Origin of the sequence: Collinsella sp. HCP28S3_G2 (genome assembly GCF_052065125.1) — a bacterium.
Taxonomy (GTDB): domain Bacteria; phylum Actinomycetota; class Coriobacteriia; order Coriobacteriales; family Coriobacteriaceae; genus Collinsella.
Window position 1 is genome coordinate 69,450 of the sequence record NZ_JBQHUO010000005.1, and the last position, 22,714, is coordinate 92,163.

The following is a 22,714-nucleotide window of genomic DNA, read 5'->3' on the forward strand; positions in this document are numbered from 1 at the left end:
CGCTGTGTCGAACTCTGCCATGAAACCGCTCATCTTGGTCGTTGAGGACGACCCCGCCGTCCGCAATCTTATCGTTGCCGCGCTCGAGGCGCACGGCTTGCGCCATATGGCCGTGGAGACCGCCCATGCCGCCATCGCCGCCGCCTCATCGCAGGCACCGAGCATTGTGCTGCTCGATCTGGGCCTGCCCGATATGGACGGCGTCAAGGTGGTGGAGTCGGTGCGCGCATGGTCGGGCATGCCGATCATTGTGGTCTCGGCGCGCAGCGAGGATGCGGACAAGATTCGCGCACTCGATGCCGGTGCCGACGACTACCTGACCAAGCCGTTTTCGGTCGAGGAGCTGCTCGCGCGCATTCGCACGACGCTCAGGCGCCTTTCGTATGCGCAAACGGGCGGCGTTGCCTCCGAGGGCTCGTTCGATACCGGTGAGCTGCATATCGATTTTGATGCCGGCATCGCCACGATGGATGGCGAGGAGCTGCATCTGACGCCGATCGAGTACAAGCTCTTGTGCCTGCTGGCGCACAACGCCGACAAGGTGCTGACGCACCAGTTTATCCTGCACGAGATTTGGGGCACGGCAACTAAGAGCGACCTGGCGAGCCTGCGTGTCTTTATGGGCACGTTGCGCAAGAAGATCGAGTCCGATCCGGCGCATCCGCGCTATATCCAGACGCACGTGGGTATCGGCTATCGCCTGGTCACCCAGGGCTAGATCGCCAACCACCATCCCAATATGAGTTGCGGTGAAATACGGTCTAAATTTGCCTAATTCCAGGCAAAACAGTCCGTATTCCACCGCAACTTTGTTTATCTGCCCTTGGGCTTGCTGGCGTAGAACTTCTTCTTTTTGGGCTTGCCGGCGCAGGCAGGCTTGCCGTCGCCGCGCGACCCTCGGTCTCCGGCCTGCGCGTGCGCGGGCGCCGTTGCGCGGGGCTTGCGGGCCTCGGGGTTGCGCAGCTCTTCGGTTCGCTCTGCAATCTCCTCGGCGCTAAAGCCGACTTCGGCCATGGCGTCCTCGATGGGCAGGCGGCGCACGATATAGCAATGGTGCACCTTCTGGTTGCGCGCAAAGTCCTCGGGGATGGTCTGCGCCGTAATGTCCTCTAGCACGATGCCCGCGCGCGCGAGCTTGCGCGTCTCGGGGCGGAAGCCGCGCAGGTTGCAGCTAAAGATGGCGTGGCCGCCCTGTGCGAGCAGGCGCGATACGCCGGCCAAAAGCTCAACATGGTCGCGCTGGACGTCCCAGGTGCGGCGGCCCATCTTTGATGAGTTCGAAAACGTGGGCGGATCGACAAAGATCAGGTCCCAGCGGTTGCGCGTCTGGCGCTGGACGCGAATCCAGGCAAGCACGTCGTCGCGCACAAAATGATGCTGTGGACCAACAAAGCCGTTCTGGCGCATATTGCGCTCGGCCCAGTCCAGGTAGGTGTTGGAGAGGTCGACCGTCACAGTTTCCTCGACGCCGCCGTCTGCCGCATAGCAGGTAGCGGTGCCGGTATAGGCGAACAGGTTGAGAAAGCGCCGCGCCTGCTTGGCGTGCTCGCGCACCAGGTTGCGGGTGACGCGGTGATCCAAGAAGATGCCGACGTCCAGGTAGTCGTCAAAGTTGACGGCAAAGGTAAGGCCGCCCTCCTCGATGAGCGGCAGACGACGGCGTGCGATATTGGCGCGCTCGCCCGAGCCGCCCTTGCCGGCGCCCTGCTTGCCGTACTGCGAGCCGCCGCGCGAACGCATGCGGGCTTTGGCGTGCACGTGCTCGGCGGGAACATCTAGGATGCGCGGCGCGATGGCCAGAATGTCGAGCATGCGGGCCTGGGCAAGCGCGGGATCGATGGTCTTGGGCGCGGCGTATTCGGCGATGACGAGCCAGCGGCCCGGCGTCTGTGGGCAGCCCTCGTACAGGTCGATGGCGGCGGAGTAATCGGGCAGGTCGGCATCGTAGACGCGGTAGCAGCTCACGCCCTCGCGCTTTGCCCACTTGCGACGCAGACGGGCGTTCTTGCGCAAGCGGTTGGCGAACTGCTCGGACTCGGGGATGAGCACGGGCAGCGGCTTGCCGTCGCCCAGGTCGAGTGTGGCGGCAGGTTCGGGCATGGGGGTGCTGGCGGCTTTGTCGTTGACTTCGTTGGTATCCGCAACCTCGGCCTCGGCATCTGCGCTGGTCGCAGCCTCAAACGCTGCGGCGGCGTGGTCGAGCGACGGCCAGACTTCGACGGTCGCCTCCTCGTTGTTGGGCATGACGGCGATCGAGCGCTCGGGCTCGGCGTGGAGCGAGCGGGCCAGCAATCCATCGCGGGTGAGCGCGGCGACCGGCGCCGCGGCAAGCTCGGGCGCGCGGCGCAGCTCGCCGACCAGCGTCATGGCGTCGTGCATGAGCGAAAGCGGGGTCTCGGTGGTGTCTGCGACCACGGCGGCACCGGCGACAGCGCCTGCATGGTCCAGCACGGTGGCTGGCTTGGCAGCGCAAAAGTCGACAAAACGCTTGTAGCCGGCGCACTTGACCATGCGCTCGGCAGTCTTGCGGGCAGCGGGGTCAATGTCCACGGCGACGATGCGCGCCTGGCGCTCGCGCGCCGCCGCCTCGCGCTCGCGTGCCTCGGCAAGCAGCTGCTCCCACAGGGCGGCGTCGTGCGGCTGCCAGCCCTCAAAGCCCCAGCGCTCGCGTGCAGCGCCCGGGGCGCGGTCGGTCAGAATGTTCACGGCTTCCAGCAGCAGGCCGCCGCCGGCGCACGAGGCGTCGATCAGCGTGGGCAGGGCTTCGTTCTCGTAATCATCGGCCGTCAGCTCGCGCTCGCACAGCGCGGTCCAACCGACCTGCGCCAGCACCAGGGCGGCGTAGTCGGGGCGCAGCACGTGCGCGCCCTCGCCGGCGCGGGTCGCTGCGGGCGGCAGGCGCTTGAACAGCGGGTCGCCCGAAAGGTCCAGGCTGATGCTCGCGCGGCGCTGACGCAGCGAAAGCAGCAGGTGAACATCGGGGTCGGCGGCATCGACATCGGCACGACGGCCCGTGGTCTCGGCCAGACGGTCGCACAATGCGTCCTTGGCGCGCAAGGCAGAGAAGCGTGTGTTGCGCAGCTGCTCGGTCACGCCGCGGGCGGTGATGGCGATGGTTGCGCCGGGGCGGATGATGTTCTCCCAGGCGATGTCGTAAACGCTATCGTACAGCTCGTCGGCATCCTGCGCCTCAAAGCGCCCAAGAACCACGAACACGCGGCTCGCCAGGCGCGACCACAGACAGGCGCGGTAGCCTTCTTCGAGCTCGCCCTCAAACGTAGCGCGGCCCTTCAGCCGGCGGACATGCGAAAGCCCGAGGCGTTTAAGCTCATCGGCGAGTGCGGACTCAAAGCCCTCGGGGCAGCTTGCGTAAAATTCCATGGGTGACCTCTCTGGTTGCGTCGCTCCATTATATGATGGATGCTTCGTTTGCCCTTATCCTCGAAAGGAACCCATATGATTGATGCGTGCCCCGATTCCGCCGTGCTCTTTTTTGACGTGGACGGCACGCTGACGTCGTTCGATCCCGACGATATGACCGATAAGGACTTTTCGGCGGTTCGCCCCTCGCAGACGGTGGTTGAGGCGTTCCGTGCACTGCGCGATGCAGGGCACAAGGCATTTATCTGCACGGGTCGCCCCCTGTGGCTTATCGCCGATAGCCTGCGTGCGCTCGACCCCGCGGGCGTCGTGTCCATGGCAGGTGCCACGCTCGAAGTCGAGGGACGCGTGGTACACGAGGACTGCTTTGACGAGGACGTTATCGAGGAGCTTGCGCGCCGTATGGCCGCGGCAGGGATTGAGGCCTTTTTCGAGACCAACGTGGCTACTTTTGCCCTGGAGCCTGTGGGCGTTGAGCAGTCGTCTCTGATCGGCACTTCTGTGGTGCACAGCACCGAGGAAATGCGCGTCGACGGCAGTCTGCGCGTGGGCAAGGTATGCCTCAGTGTGCCCAGTTTGGCTCGCGTAGCCAATGATGACGGCTTTATCGATTGCGAGTTTGAGCTGTGCAACACCGGTGGCCAGAATCGCGAGCTGAGCCCCAAGGGTATTGACAAGGGCGTGGGCGTGGCGCGAGCGCTGGCGTATCTGGGCCGCGAAGGAAATGCGCGCACCTTTGGCTTCGGCGATTCGGGCAACGACCTGGGCATGCTCGCTTCGGTCGAGACGGCTGTCGCCATGGGCAACGCCATGCCCGAGGTCAAGGCGGTCGCCGACTACGTGACCGACGATGTCGCACACGACGGCACCGTCACAGCGATGCGCCACTTTGGGTTGATTGAATAAATGGCCGGGTCGCCCGCAGGGGGGCGACCCGGCCATTTGAGCTATTTTGCAATATAGAGCTTGGGATGGCTGCGACTGTTCTCGATCGCCGCCGTCATGATGCCCTCGTCGTCTCCATCAACGATGATGCCATCGAGGTCATCGATCTGCGCGGACTGATAAAAACTGGTCTTGTTGAACTTTCCCTGGTCAACCATCATGTAACTCTGGTTTGAGTTGGTCAGGTACATATGCTTGATCATGGCTGAGAAGTCGTGCTCGACGGTAAAACCGTGGTCGGGGTGGAATCCGTCGGCACTGACAAACGCCTTGTCGGCATGGAGTTTGCTCATGCAGTCGAGCGTTAGTGCGCCCGCGAGATAGAGGTGGCCCTTGCGCACGGAGCCGCCCAGCAGCACTACCGAAGCATTGGGGAGATTAAAGCTGGCATAGTTCGCGATTGCAAGATCGCCGGTGATAATGGTGATCTCACGCTTGTCCATGAGGGCCTTAGCGAAGTAAAAGCCTGTGGTGCCGATATCAATTACCAGAACATCGCCATCATCAACAAGAGTTGCCGCGGTTGCGGCGATGGCCTCTTTGGCCTCGACTTGGACATTGATACGCTCCTCGGGATACGAGATTGCGTTGGAGCGAGAAAGCGATACCGCTCCGCCGCGTACGCGACGCAGCTTGCCTTCGGATTCCAGCGAGACGAGGTCGTGTCGTGCGGTGACTTCCGAAACCGAAAAACGGCGAACGATGTCGGATACCGAGATATTTGGCTTTTCGGCCAGCCAGTTCATAATAAATCGCTGACGCTCGGCCGGTGAAAGGTCTGAAGTAGATGCCATATGCCGCTCCTTTTGAACGAAAGGCAAAAGATACGCCTTTCGTAATCGAAATATAACGTATCGATATGAAAAGGACAAGGCAAAATCGAATGAATCAAATGAACGGAATGGCATGTCCCAAATGCATGCGTAGCAGATAGTTTGCACTTAAATAGCGTGTAGAGGGTCTTGTTCTGAAGGTGCCGACCAAAAGAAGTACGTTCACACCCGATATTCGACCGTTCACGGAAAGATGACAATTGAGCTTTCGATAGCTTTTGAAATGGTTTATAAAAGAAAACCGAAAAGCTTTTGAAACAAAGAAGAAGGCTTTCGATAGCAATAGTGCTAGATGAGAAAGGACCGAACATGGCGATCAAGGTGTTTGCCGACGGCGCTAACCTCGAAGGCATGCTTGACATGCATGACAATGGTAACGTTCAGGGTTTCACGACCAATCCTTCCCTTATGAAGGCCGGTGGCGTGACTGACTACCGCGCTTTTGCCAAGACGGTTCTTGAGCACATCACCGATGTGTCGGTCTCTTTTGAGGTATTTGCCGACGACGAGGCGGGTATGGAAGCCGAGGCCCGCGAGATTGCAACCTGGGCAGACAACGTCTACGTTAAGATCCCGGCACTCAACACCAAGGGCGAGTCCACCGCCGCGCTGGTCAAGCGCCTTTCTGCCGACGGTATCAAGGTGAATGTCACTACCATCTTCACGCCCGAGCAGGTCGACGAGTTTGTCGATGCCGTCTCTGCCGAGACCCCCTCTATTCTGTCCATCTTTGCCGGTCGCATTGCCGATACCGGCGTCGATCCGCTGCCCCTCATGGCGGAGTCCGTAAAGAAGGCTGCCGTCAAGCCTGCTGCCGAGGTTCTTTGGGCGTCTACGCGCGAGGTCCTCAATATCTTCCAGGCGGAGTCCGTTGGCTGCCAGATCATTACGGTTCCCAATGCCCTTCTTGCCAAGCGCAAGAATTTCGGAAAAGATTTACTCGAGTACTCGCTTGATACGGTCAAGGGCTTCGCCCGCGACATTCAGGCACTTGGTTTCCATATCCTGCCCGAGGAGTAGGGGGCGAGCATGCTGACCGATCTTCTTAAGCCCGAGCTTGTTGCCTGCCACGTCGAGGCCTCCGATTGGGAGGAAGCGATCAAGGCGTGCGGTAAGCTGCTCGTTGACGCCGGCAAATGCGACCAGAGCTATGTTGACGCCATGATTTCGTCGGTTCACAAATTCGGTCCCTATATGGTCTTGGAAGAGGGCATTGCCATGCCTCACGCTCAGGCCGATGGCAATGTGAGCGAGGCCGGCATCTGCATTGTCACGCTTGACCCTGCCGTTGCATTTGGACATGAGGATTTCGATCCGGTTCACGTGCTCGTGGGTATTTGCGCACCCGACCCCAAGGCTCATCTTGGCTGCTTGGCGGAGCTTTCGCAGATGTTCGAGGACGAGGACTGCGTTGCCAAGCTCAGCGCATGCGATACGCCCGAGCAGGTTTTGGAGACCATGCGTTCATTCTTTTAGGCCTTAATGGCACGGCGATGCGTCGCCGCTTTTGGATAGACGGAAAACCGTCACGTGTAGGAGAGGAAGGTTGCCATGCATATCATCACCGTATGCGGAAACGGCATCGGGTCTAGCCTGATGCTCGCTGGCAAAGTCGAGGAGCTTTGCGAGGAGGAGGGCATCAAGGCCGACGTTGAGTCTATGGACCTGAACGGTGCTTCTTCCGCAAATCCGGATCTGTTCATCACCGTTAAGGAGCTCGCCCCCGAGCTCCACGGCAACGTTGTGATCGTTCGCAGCTATGTGAACAAGAAGAAGATCCGCGAAGACGCCCTTGAGGCAATCAAGGCGGCCGCTGCTAACGCCTAAAGCGGCATAAAAAAAGGGCGGTTCCCTGTGGAAGAGGGAAACGCGCCCACGTTAGAGAGAAAGGAAGCGCAGATGCAAGCCATCCTTCCCATACTTGAGTTTATCCAATCGATTCTGACCAAGCCAGCGTGGATCATGGGTCTGTTTGCCTTTGTGGGCCTTGTTGCGCTCAAGCGCCCTGCCCACAAGGTGATGACGGGAACCCTGAAGCCCATTCTTGGTTACATCATGCTGTCTGCCGGCGCCGCTGTTGTTCAGGAGAACCTTGCCCCGCTGGGTACCTTCATCGAGACCGGTTTCCACATCACCGGCGTCGTGCCTAACAACGAGGTCGTCGTTTCGATGGCTCAGAGCGTCCTTGGCGTTCAGACCATGATGATCCTGATTCTCGGCTACGTCGTAAACATTATCATTGCCCGCTTTACCAAGTTTAAGTACATCTTCCTGACGGGCCATCACAGCATGTTTATGGCTTGCCTGCTGTCTGCCGTTCTGCAGGCATCTGGCTTCCAGGATGTCCAGCTTGTCATCGTGGGCGGCATGTTCCTGGGCCTCGTGAGTGCTATGCTTCCCGCCGTTGGTCAGCGTTTCACCGAGAAGGTTACCGATGGCGATGAAATCGCCATGGGCCACTTCGGTTCACTCGCCTATTACATCTCCGCTGCAGTCGGTACGCTTTTTGCTAAGGACGCCGAGGAGAACAGCACCGAGAAGATCGAGGTTCCCGAGAAGTTTGCCTTCCTGCGCGACACCACCATCTCCACGGCTCTTACCATGGCCTTCTTCTACCTGGTTACCGCTTTTGCCGCTTACATCGCAGACCCTGCGGTCGTTACCAAGACCGCTGGCGGCGACAATGTGATCGTCTATGCCCTGACTTGTGCCCTGTCCTTCGCCGTCGGTGTCACTATCGTCTACAACGGCGTCCGTATGATTCTCGCCGACCTGGTCCCGGCTTTCCAGGGCATCTCCAACAAGCTGATCCCCGGTGCCATCCCCGCCGTCGACTGCGCCGTCTTCTTCCCTTATGCTCCCACCGCCGTCATCCTCGGCTTTGTCGCTTCCTTTATCGGTGGCGTTGTCGGTATGTTCATCGTGGGCGCTACCCTGGGCATCTTCATCATCCCGGGCATGGTTCCCCACTTCTTCTGCGGTGCTACCGCCGGTATCTACGGCAATGCCACGGGCGGTCGCAAGGGTGCAGCTCTTGGCGCTTTCGTCAACGGCCTGCTCATCACCTTTGCCCCGGCCCTGCTCCTGCCCGTTCTTGACGTCTTTGGCTTCAAGAACACTACGTTTGGCGACTTCGACTTCTCCGTCATTGGTATTACGCTCGGCCGCGCTGCCGAGGCCTTCGGTACCACCGGTGTCTACGCGATTCTCGCTGTCCTTTTGGTCGTCGCCTTCGTCCCCAACTTCATCCACACCAAGGGTGCTGTGATCAACCACGTTGAGGAAGAGTAATCTAGGCATACGTTAGGCCCTAATCGGGCGGAGCTCCGATAACCGGCTCCTACACGGAAGCGGTGACGTCTCAAATGAGGCGTCACCGCTTTTTGTTTTGGAGCGGTTGTGAAAACGCGCCGGTGAAGCGCTGTCTCTGAGTCGCCAATGGAATCAACCGCGATGATTGGCAAAAACGTTTTGCCGCTGGAATGTCGATATAAAAATGGTAAATCTGCAAAACCGTTCGCCGAGAAGATAAAAAACCGCAGCTTACGCCTTGATAAACGTAGGTAAAGTGTTTAGCAGTTTATCGGCCGTATGCAAACGAAAGGAATCAGGCAGATGGCAATCAAGGTGTTCGCTGACGGTGCAAACCTCGAGGGCATGCTCGACATGTACGAGAACGGCAACGTTCAGGGTTTCACGACCAACCCGTCCCTTATGAAGAAGGGTGGCGTGACGGATTACCGCGCGTTTGCCAAGGAGGTTCTGGCCCACATCACCGATGTGTCCGTCTCGTTTGAGGTCTTTGCCGACGACGTCGAGACCATGGAGGTCGAGGCGCGCGAGATTGCTACCTGGGCCGAGAACGTCTACGTCAAGATTCCGTGCGTGACCACCAAGGGCGAGTCCACCTCCGAGCTGGTCCGCAAGCTTTCGGCCGATGGCATCAAGGTCAACGTCACCACTATCTTTACGCCTACGCAGGTCGATGAGATGGTCGAGGCCGTTGACGCCGAGACGCCGTCCATCATCTCGCTTTTTGCCGGCCGCATCGCCGATACCGGCGTCGATCCCATTCCGTTTATGACGGAGTCGGTCAAGAAGGCCGCCGCCAAGCCCAACTGCGAGGTCCTGTGGGCGTCCACGCGCGAGCTCATCAACATTTACCAGGCCGAGGCCTGCGGTTGCCAGATTATCACGGTGCCAAATAGCATCCTGGCCAAGCGCAAGAACATCGGCCGTGACCCGTACGAGGTCTCGCTCGATACCGTGCGCGGTTTTGCCAAGGATATCGCCGCTTTGGGTTTCCATATTCTGCCCTAAGCAAGGGTACCCCCTGCAGCGACGTGCAAAATCGCGAGTTTTCAGCATGGTAAAGACTTTTACCAGCTGGTTGAAGCGCGGAACGGCCCCCGTTTTGGCCCTAAAACGCCAAAACGGGGGCCGTTTTTGCTTTTATGGCCCTCTGAAGCGCCGCGGGGCTATCGGGAGATGCTGAATACTCGCAATTTTGCACGCCGCGAAGAGGGGGACGTCCGCTTTGGCGGCTATTTGCCCTGCACCATGGTGAGCGAGATCTTCTTGCGGTCGCGATCGACCTTTTCGACCCACACCTTGACCGTGTCGCCGACGCGCACCACGTCGCTGGGGTGCTTGACAAAGCGGTTGGCCAGCTTGGAGATATGCACGAGGCCGTCCTGGTGCACACCCACGTCGACGAAGGCGCCAAAGTCCACAACGTTGCGCACCGTGCCCTTGAGCTCCATGCCGGGTTCCAGGTCGTCGATGGAAAGTGCTGAGCGGCTAAAGACCACCTCGGGCGCGTCGTCGCGCGGGTCCCGGCCGGGCTTCTTGAGCTCGTTGACGATGTCGATGAGCGTGAGGGTGCCGCAGTCCAGGTCGCTTGCCAGCGCCGAGATGCTGCCGATGCGTCGCTCGATGTCGGGCACGCCGCCGCGGCTGAGCTCGCTTGCCGCCACACCCGCACGCTCCAGGACGGCCGTGGCCACCTCGTAGCTTTCGGGGTGGACGCTCGTCGCATCGAGCGGCTTCTTACCGCCGCTGATGCGCAGGAAGCCCGCGGCGTTGAGATATGCCTTGGGTCCCAGCTTGGGGACCTTCTTGAGCTGGCGGCGATCGGTAAAGGCGCCGTTCTCCTCGCGGTAGGCCACGATGTTTTTGGCTACGCTCGGCGTGATGCCCGATACGTATCCCAGCAGGCTCGCACTTGCGGTGTTTACGTCGACGCCCACGCGGTTGACGACGTCCTCCACCACATGTCCCAGGGTGCGCGAAAGCTCGGCCTGGTCAAGGTCGTGCTGGTACTGGCCAACGCCGATGGACTGGGGCGGAATCTTGACGAGCTCTGCCAGCGGGTCTTGCAGGCGGCGGCCCAGGCTCATGGCGCCACGCACGGTGACGTCCAGGTCGGGATATTCCTGACTGGCGAGCTCGGAGGCGGAGTACACCGATGCGCCGGCCTCGTTGACGATGGTGTATCGCAGTCCAGGCGCCTGCTCGGCGATGAACTCCGAGACGACTTCTTCGGTCTCGCGGCTGGCGGTGCCGTTGCCGATGACAATGGTGTTGACGCCGTCCTTCTTGACGAGGCGGGCGAGCTCGCGCTTGGTGCCGGCAACGTCGTGGCGCGGCTTGGTGGGGTAGACCACGCCGTGGTCGAGTAGCTTGCCGGTCTCGTCCATGACGGCGACCTTGCAGCCGGTACGGTAGCCCGGATCGAGTGCGAGCACACGGGCGCCGCGCACGGGGCGTGCCGAGAGCAGGCCCTCGAGATTCTTGGCAAAGACGTTGATGGCCTCGGTCTGCGCGCGGACGGTGAGCTTGGCGCGGGCCTCGCGCTCCAGTGAGGGGGCCATGAGGCGCTTGTAACCGTCGGCGATGGCGGCATCAAAGACGGGTGCGAACACGCCCTGGCGTCGGGGCCAACGGCTACCGAGGCGTGCCGTGGCGGCAGTGCCGTCGACGTTCACGCGCACGCGGAGTTTGCCCTCGCGCTCACCGCGGTCGATAGCCAGCACGCGGTGGTTGGGTATACGGCGCAGCGGCTCGTCATAGCTGTAGTACGGCTCGTAGGGAGTCTTCTCGGTGGGGTCGGTGGCCTCGACGACGATGTCGGCGGTGTTCTGCGTAAAGGCGCGCAGGTCGGCGACGTTCTCGGGGTCCTCGGCCACCGTCTCGGCCACGATGTCCGCCGCGCCGGCAAGCGCCTTTTCGGGCGTGTCGAAGCCGGCCTCCTCGTTGACGTATGCCGCGGCGGCGTCGAGTGCGCTGCCCTTGGCCGAGGCCTGCATGATGATCATGTTGGCGAGCGGCTCAAGGCCTGCCTCGCGGGCCTTCTGCGCGCGAGTCATGCGCTTTTTGCGGTAGGGCTTGTAGAGGTCCTCGACACGCTGGAGCTGCGTGGCCTCGCGAATCTGCTGCTCGAGTTCGGGCGTGAGTTTGCCCTGGGCGTCGATGAGCAGGATGACGTCCTCTTTACGCTGCTCAAGATTGCGCAGGTAGGACAGGCGCTCGTCGAGTGCGCGCAGGGCGACGTCGTCCATGCCGCCCGTGGCTTCCTTGCGGTAGCGCGAAATAAAGGGGATGGTGTTGCCCTCGTCGATGAGCTTGACGGCTGCCTCGATGTTGGCGGCCTTAAGGTTGAGCTCGTGGGCAAGCTGGGCGATAAGATCCATGGGACTCCTTGCGTTTAAGGTGCGTTTGCAGCACAGGGCTACCAAGGATACCACCCGACGTTCTGCCAAAGCAGTCTTTTTGGGACGGGGCTTTTTTAGCTACGGGACTGCGGACGGGAGACGGTGGAGTCCCTCCTTACAAAACGAGGCCCTGGCCAAACGGCCAGGGCCTCACCACTTTTTTCAGGCTGCGAGAAAAGACCGTGTGCGCAGGCGCTCCCCGAGGGAGACGGGGGTGTTTGCTCCGCGCGCGGTTCCGCAGCGAAGCGAGAATGTTTGAGCACGGAGTAAGCACCCCGTCTCCCACGGGGAGCTCCGTTGGGAGCGTAGGGGCTGTTTTGAGCTACTCCAGCTCAAACGCTCCGGTATAGAGCTGGTAGTAATATCCGCGCTTGGCGATCAGCTCGTCGTGGTTGCCACGCTCGATGATGCGGCCGTGATCCAGGCAGATGATTGCGTCGGCGTTGCGCACGGTGGACAGGCGGTGCGCGATGACAAACGTCGTGCGGCCCTCCATGAGCTTATCCATGCCCGCTTGCACGATGGCTTCGGTGCGGGTATCGATGCTCGACGTGGCCTCGTCCAGAATCATTGCCGGCGGATCGGCGACGGCAGCGCGTGCGATCGAAATCAGCTGGCGCTGGCCCTGCGACAGCTGCGCGCCGTTGCCGGTGAGCATGGTGTCGTAGCCGTCGGGCAGGCGGGTGATAAAGTCGTCGGCGCCCGCGAGCTTGGCCGCCGCGATGCACTCCTCGTCGGTGGCGTCCAGGTTGCCGTAGCGGATGTTGTCCATCACAGTGCCGGTGAACAGGTTCACGTCCTGCAGCACCACGCCCAGCGAGCGGCGCAGATCTGCCTTGCGGATCTTGTTGACGTTGATGCCGTCGTAGCGGATCTTGCCGTCGGCGATGTCATAGAAGCGGTTGATGAGGTTGGTGATGGTCGTCTTGCCCGCGCCGGTGGCACCGACAAACGCGACCTTCTGGCCCGGCTTGGCAAACACGGACACGCCGTGCAGCACCTCGTGGTCGGGCGTGTAGCCAAAGTCGACGTTGTCCATGACCAGGTCGCCGCGCAGCGGTACGTACTCGATCTCGCCGGTTGCACGGTGCGGGTGTTTCCATGCCCACATGCCGGTGTGGTGGTCGGCCTCCTCGAGCTGCCAGGTCTCGGGGTTCACCTGCGCGTTGACGAGCGTCACGTAGCCTTCGTCGGTCTCGGGCTTCTCGTCGATGAGCTCAAAGATGCGGTCGGCGCCGGCGAGACCCATGACCACGGCGTTGATCTGCTGCGAGATCTGACCGATCTGTCCGCAGAACTGCTTGGTCATGTTGAGGAACGGCACCACGACGGCGATGGACAGCGTCATGCCCGAGATGCTCAGGTTGGGCACGCCCAGCGCCAGGAAAATGCCGCCCGCCAGCGCGACCAGCACGTAGAGCAGGTTGCCCAGGTTCATAAGGATGGGCATGAGGATGTTGGCGTACATGTTGGCCTTTTGCGATACCTCGAAGAGCTTTTCGTTGCGCTCGTCAAAATCGGCCTCGGCGGCAGACTCGTGGCAGAATGCCTTGACGACCTTCTGGCCGTTCATAACTTCCTCGATATGGCCCTCGACCACGCCGAGCTCGGTCTGCTGCGCAATAAAGAAGCGCGCGGAGTTGGAGCCGAGCAGCTTGGTCATAAAGGTCATAAAGGCGACGCCGGCAATAATCACCAGACACATCCACACGCTGTAGTACAGCATGATAAAGAACACCGTGACGATGACGATGGTCGTCATGAGCAGGTTGGGCAGCGACTGGCTGATCATCTGGCGCAGCGTGTCGATGTCGTTGGTGTAGTGGCTCATGATGTCGCCGCGCTGGTGCGTGTCGAAGTATCGGATCGGTAGGTCCTGCATGCGGTTGAACATCTTCTCGCGCAGCTTTTCCAACGAGCCCTGCGTGATGATGGCCATGGTGCGGTTCCAGAACAGCGAGGACAGGATGCCGACGCCGTAGATGCAGGCGAGGGTGGTCACGAGCTGCGCGATCTTGGGCTGTGCGGCTTCCCAATCGCCCGACTGCCACGATTCGCTAATAATCTGCAGGGCGCTCTGAAGGAAGGTCGCGCCGATGGAGTTGATGACGGCGCAGAGCACCACGCCGGCGACGACGAGGGGCAAAAGCACGGGGTAGAAGCCAAAGAGCGTCTTGATGAGGCGCGACATGGTGCCGCTCTTGCGGTTGAGCGCGCGCTCGGCGGTGGTTGCCTTACTCATGTGCCTCGCCTCCTTCCTGGTTCTGGGCTTGCGTTGCGGATGCCTCGGTGTCGGCCTCGACGGCCCCTTCGCCCTCGGCAGACATCTTGTTTTGCGAGGTAAAGGTCTCGCGGTAGATCTCGCTCGTCTTGAGTAGCTCTTCATGGTTGCCGATCTGAGCGATACGGCCGCCCTCCATGACGATGATGCGGTCTGCGTCCTGCACGGAGCTGATGCGCTGGGCGATGATGAGCTTGGTCGTGTTGGGCAGATAGCTTGCCAGCCCTGCGCGGATCTTGGCATCGGTCTTGGTGTCGACGGCGCTGGTGGAGTCGTCCAGGATCAAGATCTTGGGGCGACGCAGCAGGGCGCGCGCAATGCACAGGCGCTGCTTCTGGCCGCCGGAAACATTGGAGCCGCCCTGCTCGATCCAGGTATCGTAGCTCTTGGGGAAGCCGTCGACAAACTCATCGGCGCAGGCCAGATGTGCCGCCTCGCGGACTTCCTCGTCGGTGGCGTTCGGGTCGCCCCAGCGCAGATTCTCGGCGATGGTGCCGCTAAACAGCACGTTTTTCTGCAGTACCATGGCTACCTGGTGGCGCAGGGCGTCCAAGTCGTAGTCGCGCACATCCACGCCGCCCACGCGCACGGTGCCTTCGGTGGCGTCGTACAGGCGGGCGATGAGGTTTACAAGCGTGGACTTGGCCGAGCCGGTACCGCCGATGATGCCGATGGTCTCGCCGCTCTTAATGTGCAGGTCGATATCGTCGAGCGCCTGGCGCTTCGCATGCGCGGAATACTTAAAGCTCACGTGGTCAAAGTCGATGGAGCCGTCGGCCACCTCGAGCACGGGCTCGGCGGGATCGGCGATCGTGGGCTCGGCGGCCAGCACCTCGGTAATGCGGTGCGCCGATTCGTCGGCCATAGTTACCATGACAAAGATCATCGACAGCTGCATCAGGCTCATAAGGATCTGGAAGCCATAGGTAAAGATCGAGGAGAGCTGGCCCACGTCGAACAGCGTGCCCTGGCTCGTGATGATGAGCTTGGAGCCCAGGTAGATGATGACGACAAACGCGCCATTGACGCAGATGTTCATCATGGGGTTGTTAAAGGCGAGCAGCTTCTCGGCGCGGGTGAAGTCCATCTGGACGTCGCGTGCGGCGGTCGCGAACTTCTCCTTCTCAAAGTCTTCGCGCACATAGCTCTTGACCACGCGCATGCCGGTGACGTTTTCCTCGACGGACTCGTTAAGGGCGTCATACTTGTGGAACACACGCGAGAAGATGGGGCGCACCTTAAAGATGATAAAGAACAGCCCAAAGCCCAGCAGCGGAATGATAACCAGGTAGACCATGGCAACGCTGCCGCCCATGATAAACGCCATGGTAAAGGCGAAGATCAATACCAGCGGCGCGCGCACGGCGATACGGATGATCATCATAAAGGCCTGCTGCACGTTGTTGATATCGGTGGTCAGGCGCGTGACGAGCGAGGAGGTCGAGAACTCATCGATGTTGGCAAAGCTGAACGTCTGGATCTTGTAGAACAGGTCGTGACGCAGGTTCTTGGCGAACCCGCAGCTCGCATGGCTGCAGGTGACGCCGGCAGCGGCGCCAAAGGCAAGCGACGTCAGCGCGATGAGCACCAAAAAGCCCGCGGTGGGAAGCATCTCGGCTACGGTGGCGCCGTCTTTGATGGCGTCGATCAGGTTGGCGGTGATAAATGGAATCAGCATCTCGCAGAGCACCTCGCCAAGCACGAGCAACGGCGTAGCGATCGTGACCTTCATGTAATCGCGGATGCTGCCCATAAGGGTTTTAATCATCCAGTTCCTCCCAGGTTACGCGGATTTTCTCGAGCATCTCGGCGAGCTGTTCACGCTCGTCGTGGGTGAGCGCGCTAAAGGCCTGTTCCCTAAAGCGGATGCGCGAGGCTTGGTCGATGCGGGCCTTCTCCCAGCCGATCTCGGTTAGGCGAATGGTGAGTTGCCGTCGATCCTTGGGGTTACGGCTGCGCTCAATGAGGCCGTTGAGCTCGAGCTTGGACAGGATCTCGGAAAGCGACCCCGGCTTGAGGCCGAAGTGCATGCCGAGTTCCTGCTGCGACATCTCGCCGCCGGGCTGCTTGGCCAGTAGGCAGATGATGGGCGCCTTGCCGGACACGCCTCCGCCATGAAAATGCATGTAATGGCCGCAAAAGCCCAGGTTATTGAGGATGCGCTTGGCAAGCTTGTCTTCCGAGCTAACCGCTTCGGATACATCCGCCGGCTGTGACGGGTCGCCGCCGGGCTCGTGCGAACAAAGGCTAAGAGGTTCATCGCACATGAATTAGTGCTGCTCCTTTCTTTAGTTAGGTAGTGGAATTGTTTTGTGCCTAACCAATTTAGGAGCGTGAGAAATCAAAGTCAAGGTACCAAACTTATAGTTACGGCGTTTTGCCAAACGCCGTAACGGCTCGACGCTGCGCGGGCCGCATTTGGACAATCTGACGTTCAACTTCAAGGGCGCGACCAAAAGGTCAGCGCCCTTTCGTTTCACGTCACCTTGTCTCAAATGCGGCCCGCTCGCTGTCGTTGCCAAAACATCGACGTTGCCCTTTTTGGCACTTGGGACGTTCTTCTTGTGCCGGCAGCTGGGGACACTCCTTGTCAAGGGATTGGTACAAAGGGGGACAGGCTGCCCTCTCATTTTCGAAACCTTTCCGCAACAATGTAGCCTCCACGGCGCCGGCGCCCGCCTGCCGTGCTCCCTGCGCTACACTTAGTTGCACTGTGGCGCCGTTGCGCCGCGCCCGACCCAAGGGGGACACTCATGAAGAACACTCAGCTGTTGCTGATCAACGATATGTGCGGCTACGGCAAGGTCGCGCTTTCCGCCATGCTGCCGGTGCTGTCGCACATGGGTTACCGTATCCACAATCTGCCGACGGCACTTGTGTCCGATACGCTCAACTATCCCAAGTTCTACATCCACGACACCACGGAGTACGTGCGCCAAAGCCTTGCTATCTGGGAGGAGCTCGGCTTTGAGTTCGACGCCATCTCGACCGGCTTTATCGTGACCGAGGAAGAGACGCGCATCATTTCGGACTTCTGCCACCGTCGCGCGCAAAAGGGCACCAAGGTGTTCGTCGACCCTATCATGGGCGACAACGGCAAGCTCTATGCGGGCGTGCCCGAGTCCACGATTGGCCTTATGCGGCACCTGCTGGAGTGCGCAGACTACGCGGTGCCCAACTATACCGAGGCGTGCCTGCTTGCCGATAGGCCTATTGCCGAGCAAATTACGCCCGAAGAGGCCTGCGCCCTTGTGGACGCCGTGCGCGAGCTGGGTGCCAAGTCGGTGGTCATTACGAGCACCGTGGTCAATGGCACGAACGCGGTTATCGGTTACGACCATGTGGCGGGGGAGTACTTTACGATTCCCTTTGAGCTTATTCCGGTCTATTTCCCGGGCACGGGCGATACGTTCTCGGCAGTGCTCGTCGGCCGCGTTATGGCAGGTTGGAGTCTGCAGCGCGCGACGTCCGATGCCATGCGTGTGGTGGCCGAGCTTATCGAGCGCAATGCCGACCAAGAGGACAAGTCGGCCGGTCTTCCCATCGAGGCCTGCTTGGATGTGATTGACCATGAGTAATGCTGGCGAGGGCGGCATCAGGCCTGCGGGCGAGAACAAGCCGCTCGGTGCGCCGCGGGGCAAGCGTCCGCGTATCCGCGTGAGCTGCGTGGACCAGCTGGGGACGTGCCGCTGCCACCATGGTCACAAGCCGGGCGACGTCTTCGACTTCGACCGCGATCGCGGCAAGATGTGCGCCATGGCCTGTCACGTTGGCTTTCCCTATATCGACATTCTGCGCTATGGCGGAACTGTGCCCGGCAACGAGCCCGGCACGGCAAAGTTCTGCTGCCCCGAGGTCGATACGCTGAACGTCTGGCTTGCCGAGATCGTCGACGAGTAGTTGAGAGCAATGTGGCAAAGGGACAGTCCATTTGCCACATTCGCCGGTGGTGCCCCTTCTTTTTGCTTATAATCTCAAAACTCTGCATTTCATCCGATTTTAGGTTCTAAAAATTCTGCGTTTCATCGATAATTAAGCGTATAAAACTTTGCATTTCATTTGATGACACTGAGGGGGAGCCTATGCTGCGCAGGAAAATAGCGGCAGAGCTGGAGCGTTGGCTGAAGTCTTCCGAGCAAAAGGCCTTGTTCATTACGGGTTCTCGCCAGATTGGCAAAAGCTATTCGATTCGCGCATTTGGCAAAGCCAACCATGCAACCTACATCGAGCTTAACCTCATGGAAAACCGCCAGGCAAAAGATGCTCTTCTCGAGGCGCGGGATGCCGATGATTTCATCAGCAGGGTGACGCTTCTTTCGGGAAAGTCGATTGCGCCAGGCAAAACACTCGTGTTTATCGATGAGGTCCAAGAGGCCCCCGACATCATGACGATGGCAAAGTTCCTTGTTGAGGACGGGAGGTGCCGTTGGGCGTTTTCGGGGTCAATGCTCGGGACTCAGTTCAAGGGCGTCAGGTCCTATCCCGTGGGGTATGTCCACGAGCTTAGGATGTTCCCGCTCGATTTTGAGGAGTTTTGCTGGGCAATCGGGGTGAGCGAGGGGGCTCGCCAAACGATACGTGACGCGTGTATCAGCGAGAGGCCCATTCCTGATTACATTCATGACGCGATGATGGCAAACTTCAGGACCTATACCGTTGTCGGCGGAATGCCGGAGGTCGTGCAGCGTTTCCTTGACACGCAGGGCGACCTTGCCTCTGTTCGTCAGCTGCAGTCAGAGCTCAACGAACAGTACCGGCGGGATATCTCCAAGTATGCAAGCGGGCGAGCCCTTCAGGTGCAGAGCATCTATGATCAGCTCCCTATTATGCTCGAGGGCGAAAACAAGCGCTTCGTGCTCAATTCCATTGACCCCAAGGCTCACTACGAGAAGTATCAGCGAGATTTTGTATGGCTTGTCGATGCCGGCGTTGCTCTCAAAGCCGATATCGTAACCGAGCCAAAATCGCCCCTGCTCAAGACGGCACGGCCATCGCAGTTCAAGCTATATCAATCGGATACGGGTATGTTGATGGCGCGTTACCCCGTTGGAGTCGCCCAAGCGGCGTATCTTGATGGCAAGGAGCCCAATCTGGGCGGCATTTACGAAAACGTGGTGGCCCAGCAGCTGGCTGCCCAAAATCGCCAGCTTTACTACTATCAGACAAAAAAGCGCGGTGAAGTGGACTTTGTGGTCGATGGACCGGATGGGACGGCTGTTCCGATCGAGGTTAAATCGGGCTCCTATTACCACGCGCACGCAGCGCTCGGTCATGTGCTTGATACGGCTGAATATGGCGTAAGGCTCGGGATTGTTTTCTCGAGAGGCAACGTTGAGCGCAACGGAGCAGTTCTCTATTTGCCGCTATATGCGACCTGGGCCCTTTCGGATGTTTTGGGCGACTCCTGCGCCGAGGGGATAAAGCTGGAGGTCAAGCCGGTCTAGGGCTAGTCCCTTTGTCACATTCATGAGCGTGGGTTTTCTCCCGTTTAGAGCGCACTTGAACGCTCAAAGTGGGAGAAAACCCACGCTCATTTTTCATGTGGAAGATTATCCGCGCTTGTTTCGCGCCGAAGGCGTGGCCCGCGACCTCGCTTGCCTACAGCTGCTCGAGCATGGCCGTGCAGCCGGCGAGCACGTCGCGGTACGTGGCATCGAAATTGCCGGTGTACCAGGGATCGGCCACGTCGCCGGGGCGCTCGGTCCAATCGAGCAAGCGCGTAATCTTGCCGTCGGGGTCGTCGCCAAAGATGCGACGCAGGCCACGCGCGTTCTCGTCGTCCATATAGACAATGTGGTCCCAGTCGCCATACTCCGCGCGACGTACCTGGCGTGCGCGGTGGGCGACGACGGGAATCCCGACTTCGCGCAGCTTGGCAACGGTGCCGTGGTGTGGCGGGTTGCCAAGCTCCTCGGTCGAAGTCGCTGCGGAATCGATGACAAACTCCACCTCGCGCCCAGCGCGGTGCACCAGCTCGGTAAACACCGACTCGGCCATCGTCGAGCGGCAGATGTTCCCATGGCAGATAAACAGTACGCGTTGCATAGGGCGATACCTTTCATATAGAAGGCTGCTAAAGAGTCGAAGCCGGGCGCATGCCAAGTTTTATTTCTTGGCCAGTTTGAAGTAGCGCTCAAATATCAATTCGAAAACGTAATAGAACATCAATCGACTGTCGAGGTCCATGCTGCCCAAGCGGATTTCTTTTTGCACGGTGTAGATAGGGTAGTCGGCTAGTTTCGAGAGGGAATTTCGAGAAAAGCCGGTGAGCGTGACGACCTTGCACCCGCGCGTTTTGGCTATCGATGTGGCGTCAATAGACACCTGCGTCTCGCCGCTTACGGAAACGCTGAAGACCAGGTCGTTTTTGCCGAGGAGTTCTGCGTAATGCCTCATGACGTGGCGTTCACTGAGCGTGTCGGTATTCTTGCCCATTATTTTGAGCTTTTCAGCCATCTCGAGGCACGGGTATTTCGAAAAGCCCGAGCAGAAGAACACGATATGCGAGGCGTCCTGGATAAGACTCACAACCGAATCGATGACCCGGTCGTTAAGCAGATCTTTGGTCTGTACGAGCTGGGTATCAAGAGGAAGTGCCTCGATAGTGAATCGATTGCGATCGAGCGAGGCGGAATACGATTGTTTGAGCTCCGTAAACCCCGAGAAGCCAAGCTTGTGGGCAAGCCTGACGATTGTATTGGGAGCGACGAAGAACCGTTCGGCAATGCTCTTAAGCGTGACATCGTCAATATCATCACGCAGCTCGATGATGTAGCGCATGATCTCGCTTTCGAGATCGTTGAGCTTGCTCTCGCCAGCTCGCACATGATCATAAAAGGATTCTTGATCTTTCATAAGATGTTTCAGCCCCTCGCACCTCGCCGTACATATGGTACCGCTTTGTGTAGCCAGGTGAGAAATCGGTAATCGGTCAAGATTGCCTATTGCCCATGAACTGGGCAAACGCGCGTGTCTGCCTACACATATCTGTGTCGTGAGCGAAATCATGTGTCCCCGTTTCGCATTGGCCCACACGGGGACTTGCAAACGACCTTATGTCGCAAAATACCAATCGAAACGAAGCAAGCCGAGGACAGCCGCGGAGCCCAAGGTCTTCGAGAACACCGATCAGCCAACCCTGGAGGGACGGAACATGAAGGATAAGCTCAATATTGTGATCGTTGGCGGCGGCTCCACGTGGTGCCCTGGCATTCTTAAAGCCCTGACCAAGCACATGGACATTCTGCCGCTGAACCGCGTGATGCTCTATGACATCGATGCCGAGCGCCAGCGTCCGATCGGCGAGTTTGGCAAGATCCTCTTCGCCGAGGAGGAGCCCGGTGTGGAGTTTGGTTACACCACCGATAAGGACGAGGCTTACACCGACGTCGACTTTGTGCTCTGCCAGATTCGTACCGGCGGCTACGAGATGCGTAGCAAGGACGAGAAGATTCCGCTGCATATGGGAATCATCGGCCAGGAAACGGTGGGCCCTGGCGGCATGGCTTACGGTATGCGCTCCATGCATGACATGGTTGAGATCGTCAACGACGTTCGCGCCCATAGCCCGGAGGCGTGGATTATCAATTACACCAATCCGGCTGCTATTGTGGCATATGGTCTCGAGCGCGTCCTGCCCGATGAGCATCGCGTTCTCAACATCTGCGACCAGCCTGTCAACCTCATGCGCTCTTACGGTCGCCTGCTCGGTCGCGATATGAGCAAGACGGAGCCTGTGTACTTTGGCCTCAATCACTTCGGTTGGTTCAAGCACATCTACGATGAAGAGGGCCATGACCTCGTCCCGCAGATTAAGGAGTACACGGAGAAGAACGGCTTCCTTCCTGCCGATGCCGAGCAGCGTGACCAGTCCTGGCTTGATACCTACGCCATGGTCAAGGACATGCTCGAGGACTTCCCCGACTATCTGCCCAACACTTATCTGCAGTACTATCTGTATCCCGAGTACAAGGTCGCTCACCTCGACCCCGACTACACTCGCTCCGACGAGGTTATCAACGGTCGCGAGAAGCGCGTGTTCGCCGAGTGCGAGCGTGTTGCCAAAGTCGGCACCGCAAAGAACTCCTCGGTTGTGCAGAACGATGCTCATGGCGATATGATCGTGGAAATCACCTCGGCCATTTATCGCAACACCAATAAGACCTTCATTGTCATCGTGCCCAACAACGGCATTATCGAGGGTATGCCCGATGACGCCATGGTCGAGGTCGCGGCAAGCGTGGGCGCCAATGGCCCGCAGCCCTATGCTGTTGGCAAGATTGGCACCTTCTATCGCGGTCTTATGGAGAACCAGTACGCCTATGAGCGCCTGACTGTTGAGGCTTGGATGGAGGGTTCCTACGAGAAGGCCCTGCAGGCACTCACGCTTAATCGTCTGGTCGGTGACGCAAAGAAGGCGCGTAAGGTGCTCGATAAGCTCATCGAGGCCAATAAGGATTACTGGCCGGAGCTTAAGTAGCTAGTTCCATAGCGTTTGATAACTGTTATGGGGCGTGTGGGTTGTAGAACTGCACGCCCCGTTTCTTTAAGAGGGGTATCCC

19 protein-coding genes are annotated in these 22,714 nt (G+C 59.5%); 11 read left to right on the forward strand and 8 right to left on the reverse strand.

Annotated features, from left to right (window positions below):
- Positions 1-4: 4 nt before the first annotated feature.
- Positions 5-718, forward strand: coding sequence for a response regulator (locus ACTNB2_RS04575; RefSeq protein WP_370450656.1), 714 nt, complete (start codon positions 5-7; stop codon positions 716-718).
- A gap of 95 nt (positions 719-813) precedes the next feature.
- Here the strand turns inward: ACTNB2_RS04575 and rlmKL are convergent, their stop codons facing one another.
- Positions 814-3,381, reverse strand: a complete 2,568-nt coding sequence (rlmKL, locus tag ACTNB2_RS04580) for a bifunctional 23S rRNA (guanine(2069)-N(7))-methyltransferase RlmK/23S rRNA (guanine(2445)-N(2))-methyltransferase RlmL (RefSeq protein ID WP_441041420.1) — start codon at positions 3,379-3,381, stop codon at positions 814-816.
- Positions 3,382-3,456: 75 nt separating this feature from the next.
- Between rlmKL and ACTNB2_RS04585 the strand changes: the two genes are divergently transcribed.
- Positions 3,457-4,287, forward strand: coding sequence for an HAD-IIB family hydrolase (locus tag ACTNB2_RS04585; protein WP_441044901.1), 831 nt, complete (start codon positions 3,457-3,459; stop codon positions 4,285-4,287).
- A 41-nt stretch (positions 4,288-4,328) separates the two neighbouring features.
- Here the strand turns inward: ACTNB2_RS04585 and ACTNB2_RS04590 are convergent, their stop codons facing one another.
- A complete protein-coding gene (locus ACTNB2_RS04590) occupies positions 4,329-5,120 on the reverse strand; it encodes a DeoR/GlpR family DNA-binding transcription regulator (RefSeq protein WP_320677128.1) in 792 nt (263 codons plus the stop codon).
- A 348-nt stretch (positions 5,121-5,468) separates the two neighbouring features.
- On the opposite strand from ACTNB2_RS04590, the gene ACTNB2_RS04595 reads away from it, so the two are divergent.
- From ACTNB2_RS04595 to ACTNB2_RS04615, 5 genes are all read left to right on the forward strand, one after another.
- On the forward strand, positions 5,469-6,179 hold the full coding sequence (locus tag ACTNB2_RS04595; RefSeq protein ID WP_117564350.1) for a transaldolase: 711 nt from the start codon (positions 5,469-5,471) through the stop codon (positions 6,177-6,179).
- Positions 6,180-6,188: 9 nt separating this feature from the next.
- Entirely contained in the window at positions 6,189-6,635 is a 447-nt protein-coding gene (locus ACTNB2_RS04600; protein WP_154517874.1) for a PTS sugar transporter subunit IIA, read from the forward strand.
- A 75-nt stretch (positions 6,636-6,710) separates the two neighbouring features.
- The gene (locus ACTNB2_RS04605) at positions 6,711-6,986 is read left to right on the forward strand and encodes a PTS sugar transporter subunit IIB (RefSeq protein WP_022094539.1); all 276 of its coding nucleotides are present in this window, start codon (positions 6,711-6,713) and stop codon (positions 6,984-6,986) included.
- A gap of 72 nt (positions 6,987-7,058) precedes the next feature.
- Positions 7,059-8,450, forward strand: a complete 1,392-nt coding sequence (locus ACTNB2_RS04610) for a PTS ascorbate transporter subunit IIC (RefSeq protein ID WP_089573144.1) — start codon at positions 7,059-7,061, stop codon at positions 8,448-8,450.
- 324 nt (positions 8,451-8,774) lie between these two features.
- On the forward strand, positions 8,775-9,479 hold the full coding sequence (locus ACTNB2_RS04615; RefSeq protein ID WP_441041423.1) for a transaldolase: 705 nt from the start codon (positions 8,775-8,777) through the stop codon (positions 9,477-9,479).
- 224 nt (positions 9,480-9,703) lie between these two features.
- On the opposite strand, the gene ACTNB2_RS04620 is transcribed toward ACTNB2_RS04615, so the two are convergent.
- The 4 genes from ACTNB2_RS04620 to ACTNB2_RS04635 form a co-directional block, all read right to left on the reverse strand.
- Entirely contained in the window at positions 9,704-11,851 is a 2,148-nt protein-coding gene (locus ACTNB2_RS04620) for a Tex family protein (protein ID WP_441041424.1), read from the reverse strand.
- Positions 11,852-12,194: 343 nt separating this feature from the next.
- On the reverse strand, positions 12,195-14,114 hold the full coding sequence (locus ACTNB2_RS04625) for an ABC transporter ATP-binding protein (RefSeq protein WP_441041425.1): 1,920 nt from the start codon (positions 14,112-14,114) through the stop codon (positions 12,195-12,197).
- Complete coding sequence (locus tag ACTNB2_RS04630) at positions 14,107-15,921, reverse strand: ABC transporter ATP-binding protein (RefSeq protein WP_441041427.1); 1,815 nt, start codon at positions 15,919-15,921, stop codon at positions 14,107-14,109. The genes ACTNB2_RS04625 and ACTNB2_RS04630 overlap by 8 nt, the downstream gene beginning before the upstream one ends.
- On the reverse strand, positions 15,914-16,420 hold the full coding sequence (locus tag ACTNB2_RS04635; RefSeq protein WP_441017125.1) for a MarR family winged helix-turn-helix transcriptional regulator: 507 nt from the start codon (positions 16,418-16,420) through the stop codon (positions 15,914-15,916). The genes ACTNB2_RS04630 and ACTNB2_RS04635 overlap by 8 nt, the downstream gene beginning before the upstream one ends.
- A 486-nt stretch (positions 16,421-16,906) precedes the next feature.
- Here ACTNB2_RS04635 and ACTNB2_RS04640 point away from each other — a divergent pair, with 486 nt between their 5' ends.
- From ACTNB2_RS04640 to ACTNB2_RS04650, 3 genes are all read left to right on the forward strand, one after another.
- Positions 16,907-17,731: a PfkB family carbohydrate kinase gene (locus tag ACTNB2_RS04640; RefSeq protein ID WP_441041429.1), complete on the forward strand. Its 825-nt coding sequence runs from the start codon at positions 16,907-16,909 to the stop codon at positions 17,729-17,731.
- A complete protein-coding gene (locus tag ACTNB2_RS04645; protein ID WP_427747806.1) occupies positions 17,724-18,053 on the forward strand; it encodes a TIGR04076 family protein in 330 nt (109 codons plus the stop codon). Before ACTNB2_RS04640 ends, ACTNB2_RS04645 begins: the two co-directional genes overlap by 8 nt.
- A 182-nt stretch (positions 18,054-18,235) precedes the next feature.
- Positions 18,236-19,597, forward strand: coding sequence for an ATP-binding protein (locus ACTNB2_RS04650; RefSeq protein WP_441041431.1), 1,362 nt, complete (start codon positions 18,236-18,238; stop codon positions 19,595-19,597).
- A 154-nt stretch (positions 19,598-19,751) separates the two neighbouring features.
- On the opposite strand, the gene ACTNB2_RS04655 is transcribed toward ACTNB2_RS04650, so the two are convergent.
- Positions 19,752-20,198 (reverse strand): low molecular weight protein-tyrosine-phosphatase, encoded by a 447-nt coding sequence (locus ACTNB2_RS04655; protein WP_441041433.1) that lies wholly within the window; start codon positions 20,196-20,198, stop codon positions 19,752-19,754.
- A 60-nt stretch (positions 20,199-20,258) separates the two neighbouring features.
- Complete coding sequence (locus ACTNB2_RS04660; protein ID WP_441041434.1) at positions 20,259-21,008, reverse strand: MurR/RpiR family transcriptional regulator; 750 nt, start codon at positions 21,006-21,008, stop codon at positions 20,259-20,261.
- Between the two features lie 298 nt (positions 21,009-21,306).
- Between ACTNB2_RS04660 and ACTNB2_RS04665 the strand changes: the two genes are divergently transcribed.
- Complete coding sequence (locus ACTNB2_RS04665; protein WP_089573127.1) at positions 21,307-22,632, forward strand: 6-phospho-alpha-glucosidase; 1,326 nt, start codon at positions 21,307-21,309, stop codon at positions 22,630-22,632.
- Positions 22,633-22,714 lie beyond the last annotated feature (82 nt).

Coding starts and splice junctions, on each gene's coding strand:
- rlmKL (WP_441041420.1), bottom strand. CDS start 3,381: ATGGAATTTTACGCAAGCTGCCCCGAGGGCTTTGAGTCCGCACTCGCC.
- ACTNB2_RS04645 (WP_427747806.1), top strand. CDS start 17,724: ATGAGTAATGCTGGCGAGGGCGGCATCAGGCCTGCGGGCGAGAACAAG.
- ACTNB2_RS04610 (WP_089573144.1), top strand. CDS start 7,059: ATGCAAGCCATCCTTCCCATACTTGAGTTTATCCAATCGATTCTGACC.
- ACTNB2_RS04655 (WP_441041433.1), bottom strand. CDS start 20,198: ATGCAACGCGTACTGTTTATCTGCCATGGGAACATCTGCCGCTCGACG.
- ACTNB2_RS04640 (WP_441041429.1), top strand. CDS start 16,907: ATGAAGAACACTCAGCTGTTGCTGATCAACGATATGTGCGGCTACGGC.
- ACTNB2_RS04595 (WP_117564350.1), top strand. CDS start 5,469: ATGGCGATCAAGGTGTTTGCCGACGGCGCTAACCTCGAAGGCATGCTT.
- ACTNB2_RS04630 (WP_441041427.1), bottom strand. CDS start 15,921: ATGATTAAAACCCTTATGGGCAGCATCCGCGATTACATGAAGGTCACG.
- ACTNB2_RS04660 (WP_441041434.1), bottom strand. CDS start 21,008: ATGAAAGATCAAGAATCCTTTTATGATCATGTGCGAGCTGGCGAGAGC.
- ACTNB2_RS04635 (WP_441017125.1), bottom strand. CDS start 16,420: ATGTGCGATGAACCTCTTAGCCTTTGTTCGCACGAGCCCGGCGGCGAC.
- ACTNB2_RS04585 (WP_441044901.1), top strand. CDS start 3,457: ATGATTGATGCGTGCCCCGATTCCGCCGTGCTCTTTTTTGACGTGGAC.
- ACTNB2_RS04665 (WP_089573127.1), top strand. CDS start 21,307: ATGAAGGATAAGCTCAATATTGTGATCGTTGGCGGCGGCTCCACGTGG.
- ACTNB2_RS04650 (WP_441041431.1), top strand. CDS start 18,236: ATGCTGCGCAGGAAAATAGCGGCAGAGCTGGAGCGTTGGCTGAAGTCT.
- ACTNB2_RS04625 (WP_441041425.1), bottom strand. CDS start 14,114: ATGAGTAAGGCAACCACCGCCGAGCGCGCGCTCAACCGCAAGAGCGGC.
- ACTNB2_RS04600 (WP_154517874.1), top strand. CDS start 6,189: ATGCTGACCGATCTTCTTAAGCCCGAGCTTGTTGCCTGCCACGTCGAG.
- ACTNB2_RS04605 (WP_022094539.1), top strand. CDS start 6,711: ATGCATATCATCACCGTATGCGGAAACGGCATCGGGTCTAGCCTGATG.
- ACTNB2_RS04620 (WP_441041424.1), bottom strand. CDS start 11,851: ATGGATCTTATCGCCCAGCTTGCCCACGAGCTCAACCTTAAGGCCGCC.
- ACTNB2_RS04590 (WP_320677128.1), bottom strand. CDS start 5,120: ATGGCATCTACTTCAGACCTTTCACCGGCCGAGCGTCAGCGATTTATT.
- ACTNB2_RS04615 (WP_441041423.1), top strand. CDS start 8,775: ATGGCAATCAAGGTGTTCGCTGACGGTGCAAACCTCGAGGGCATGCTC.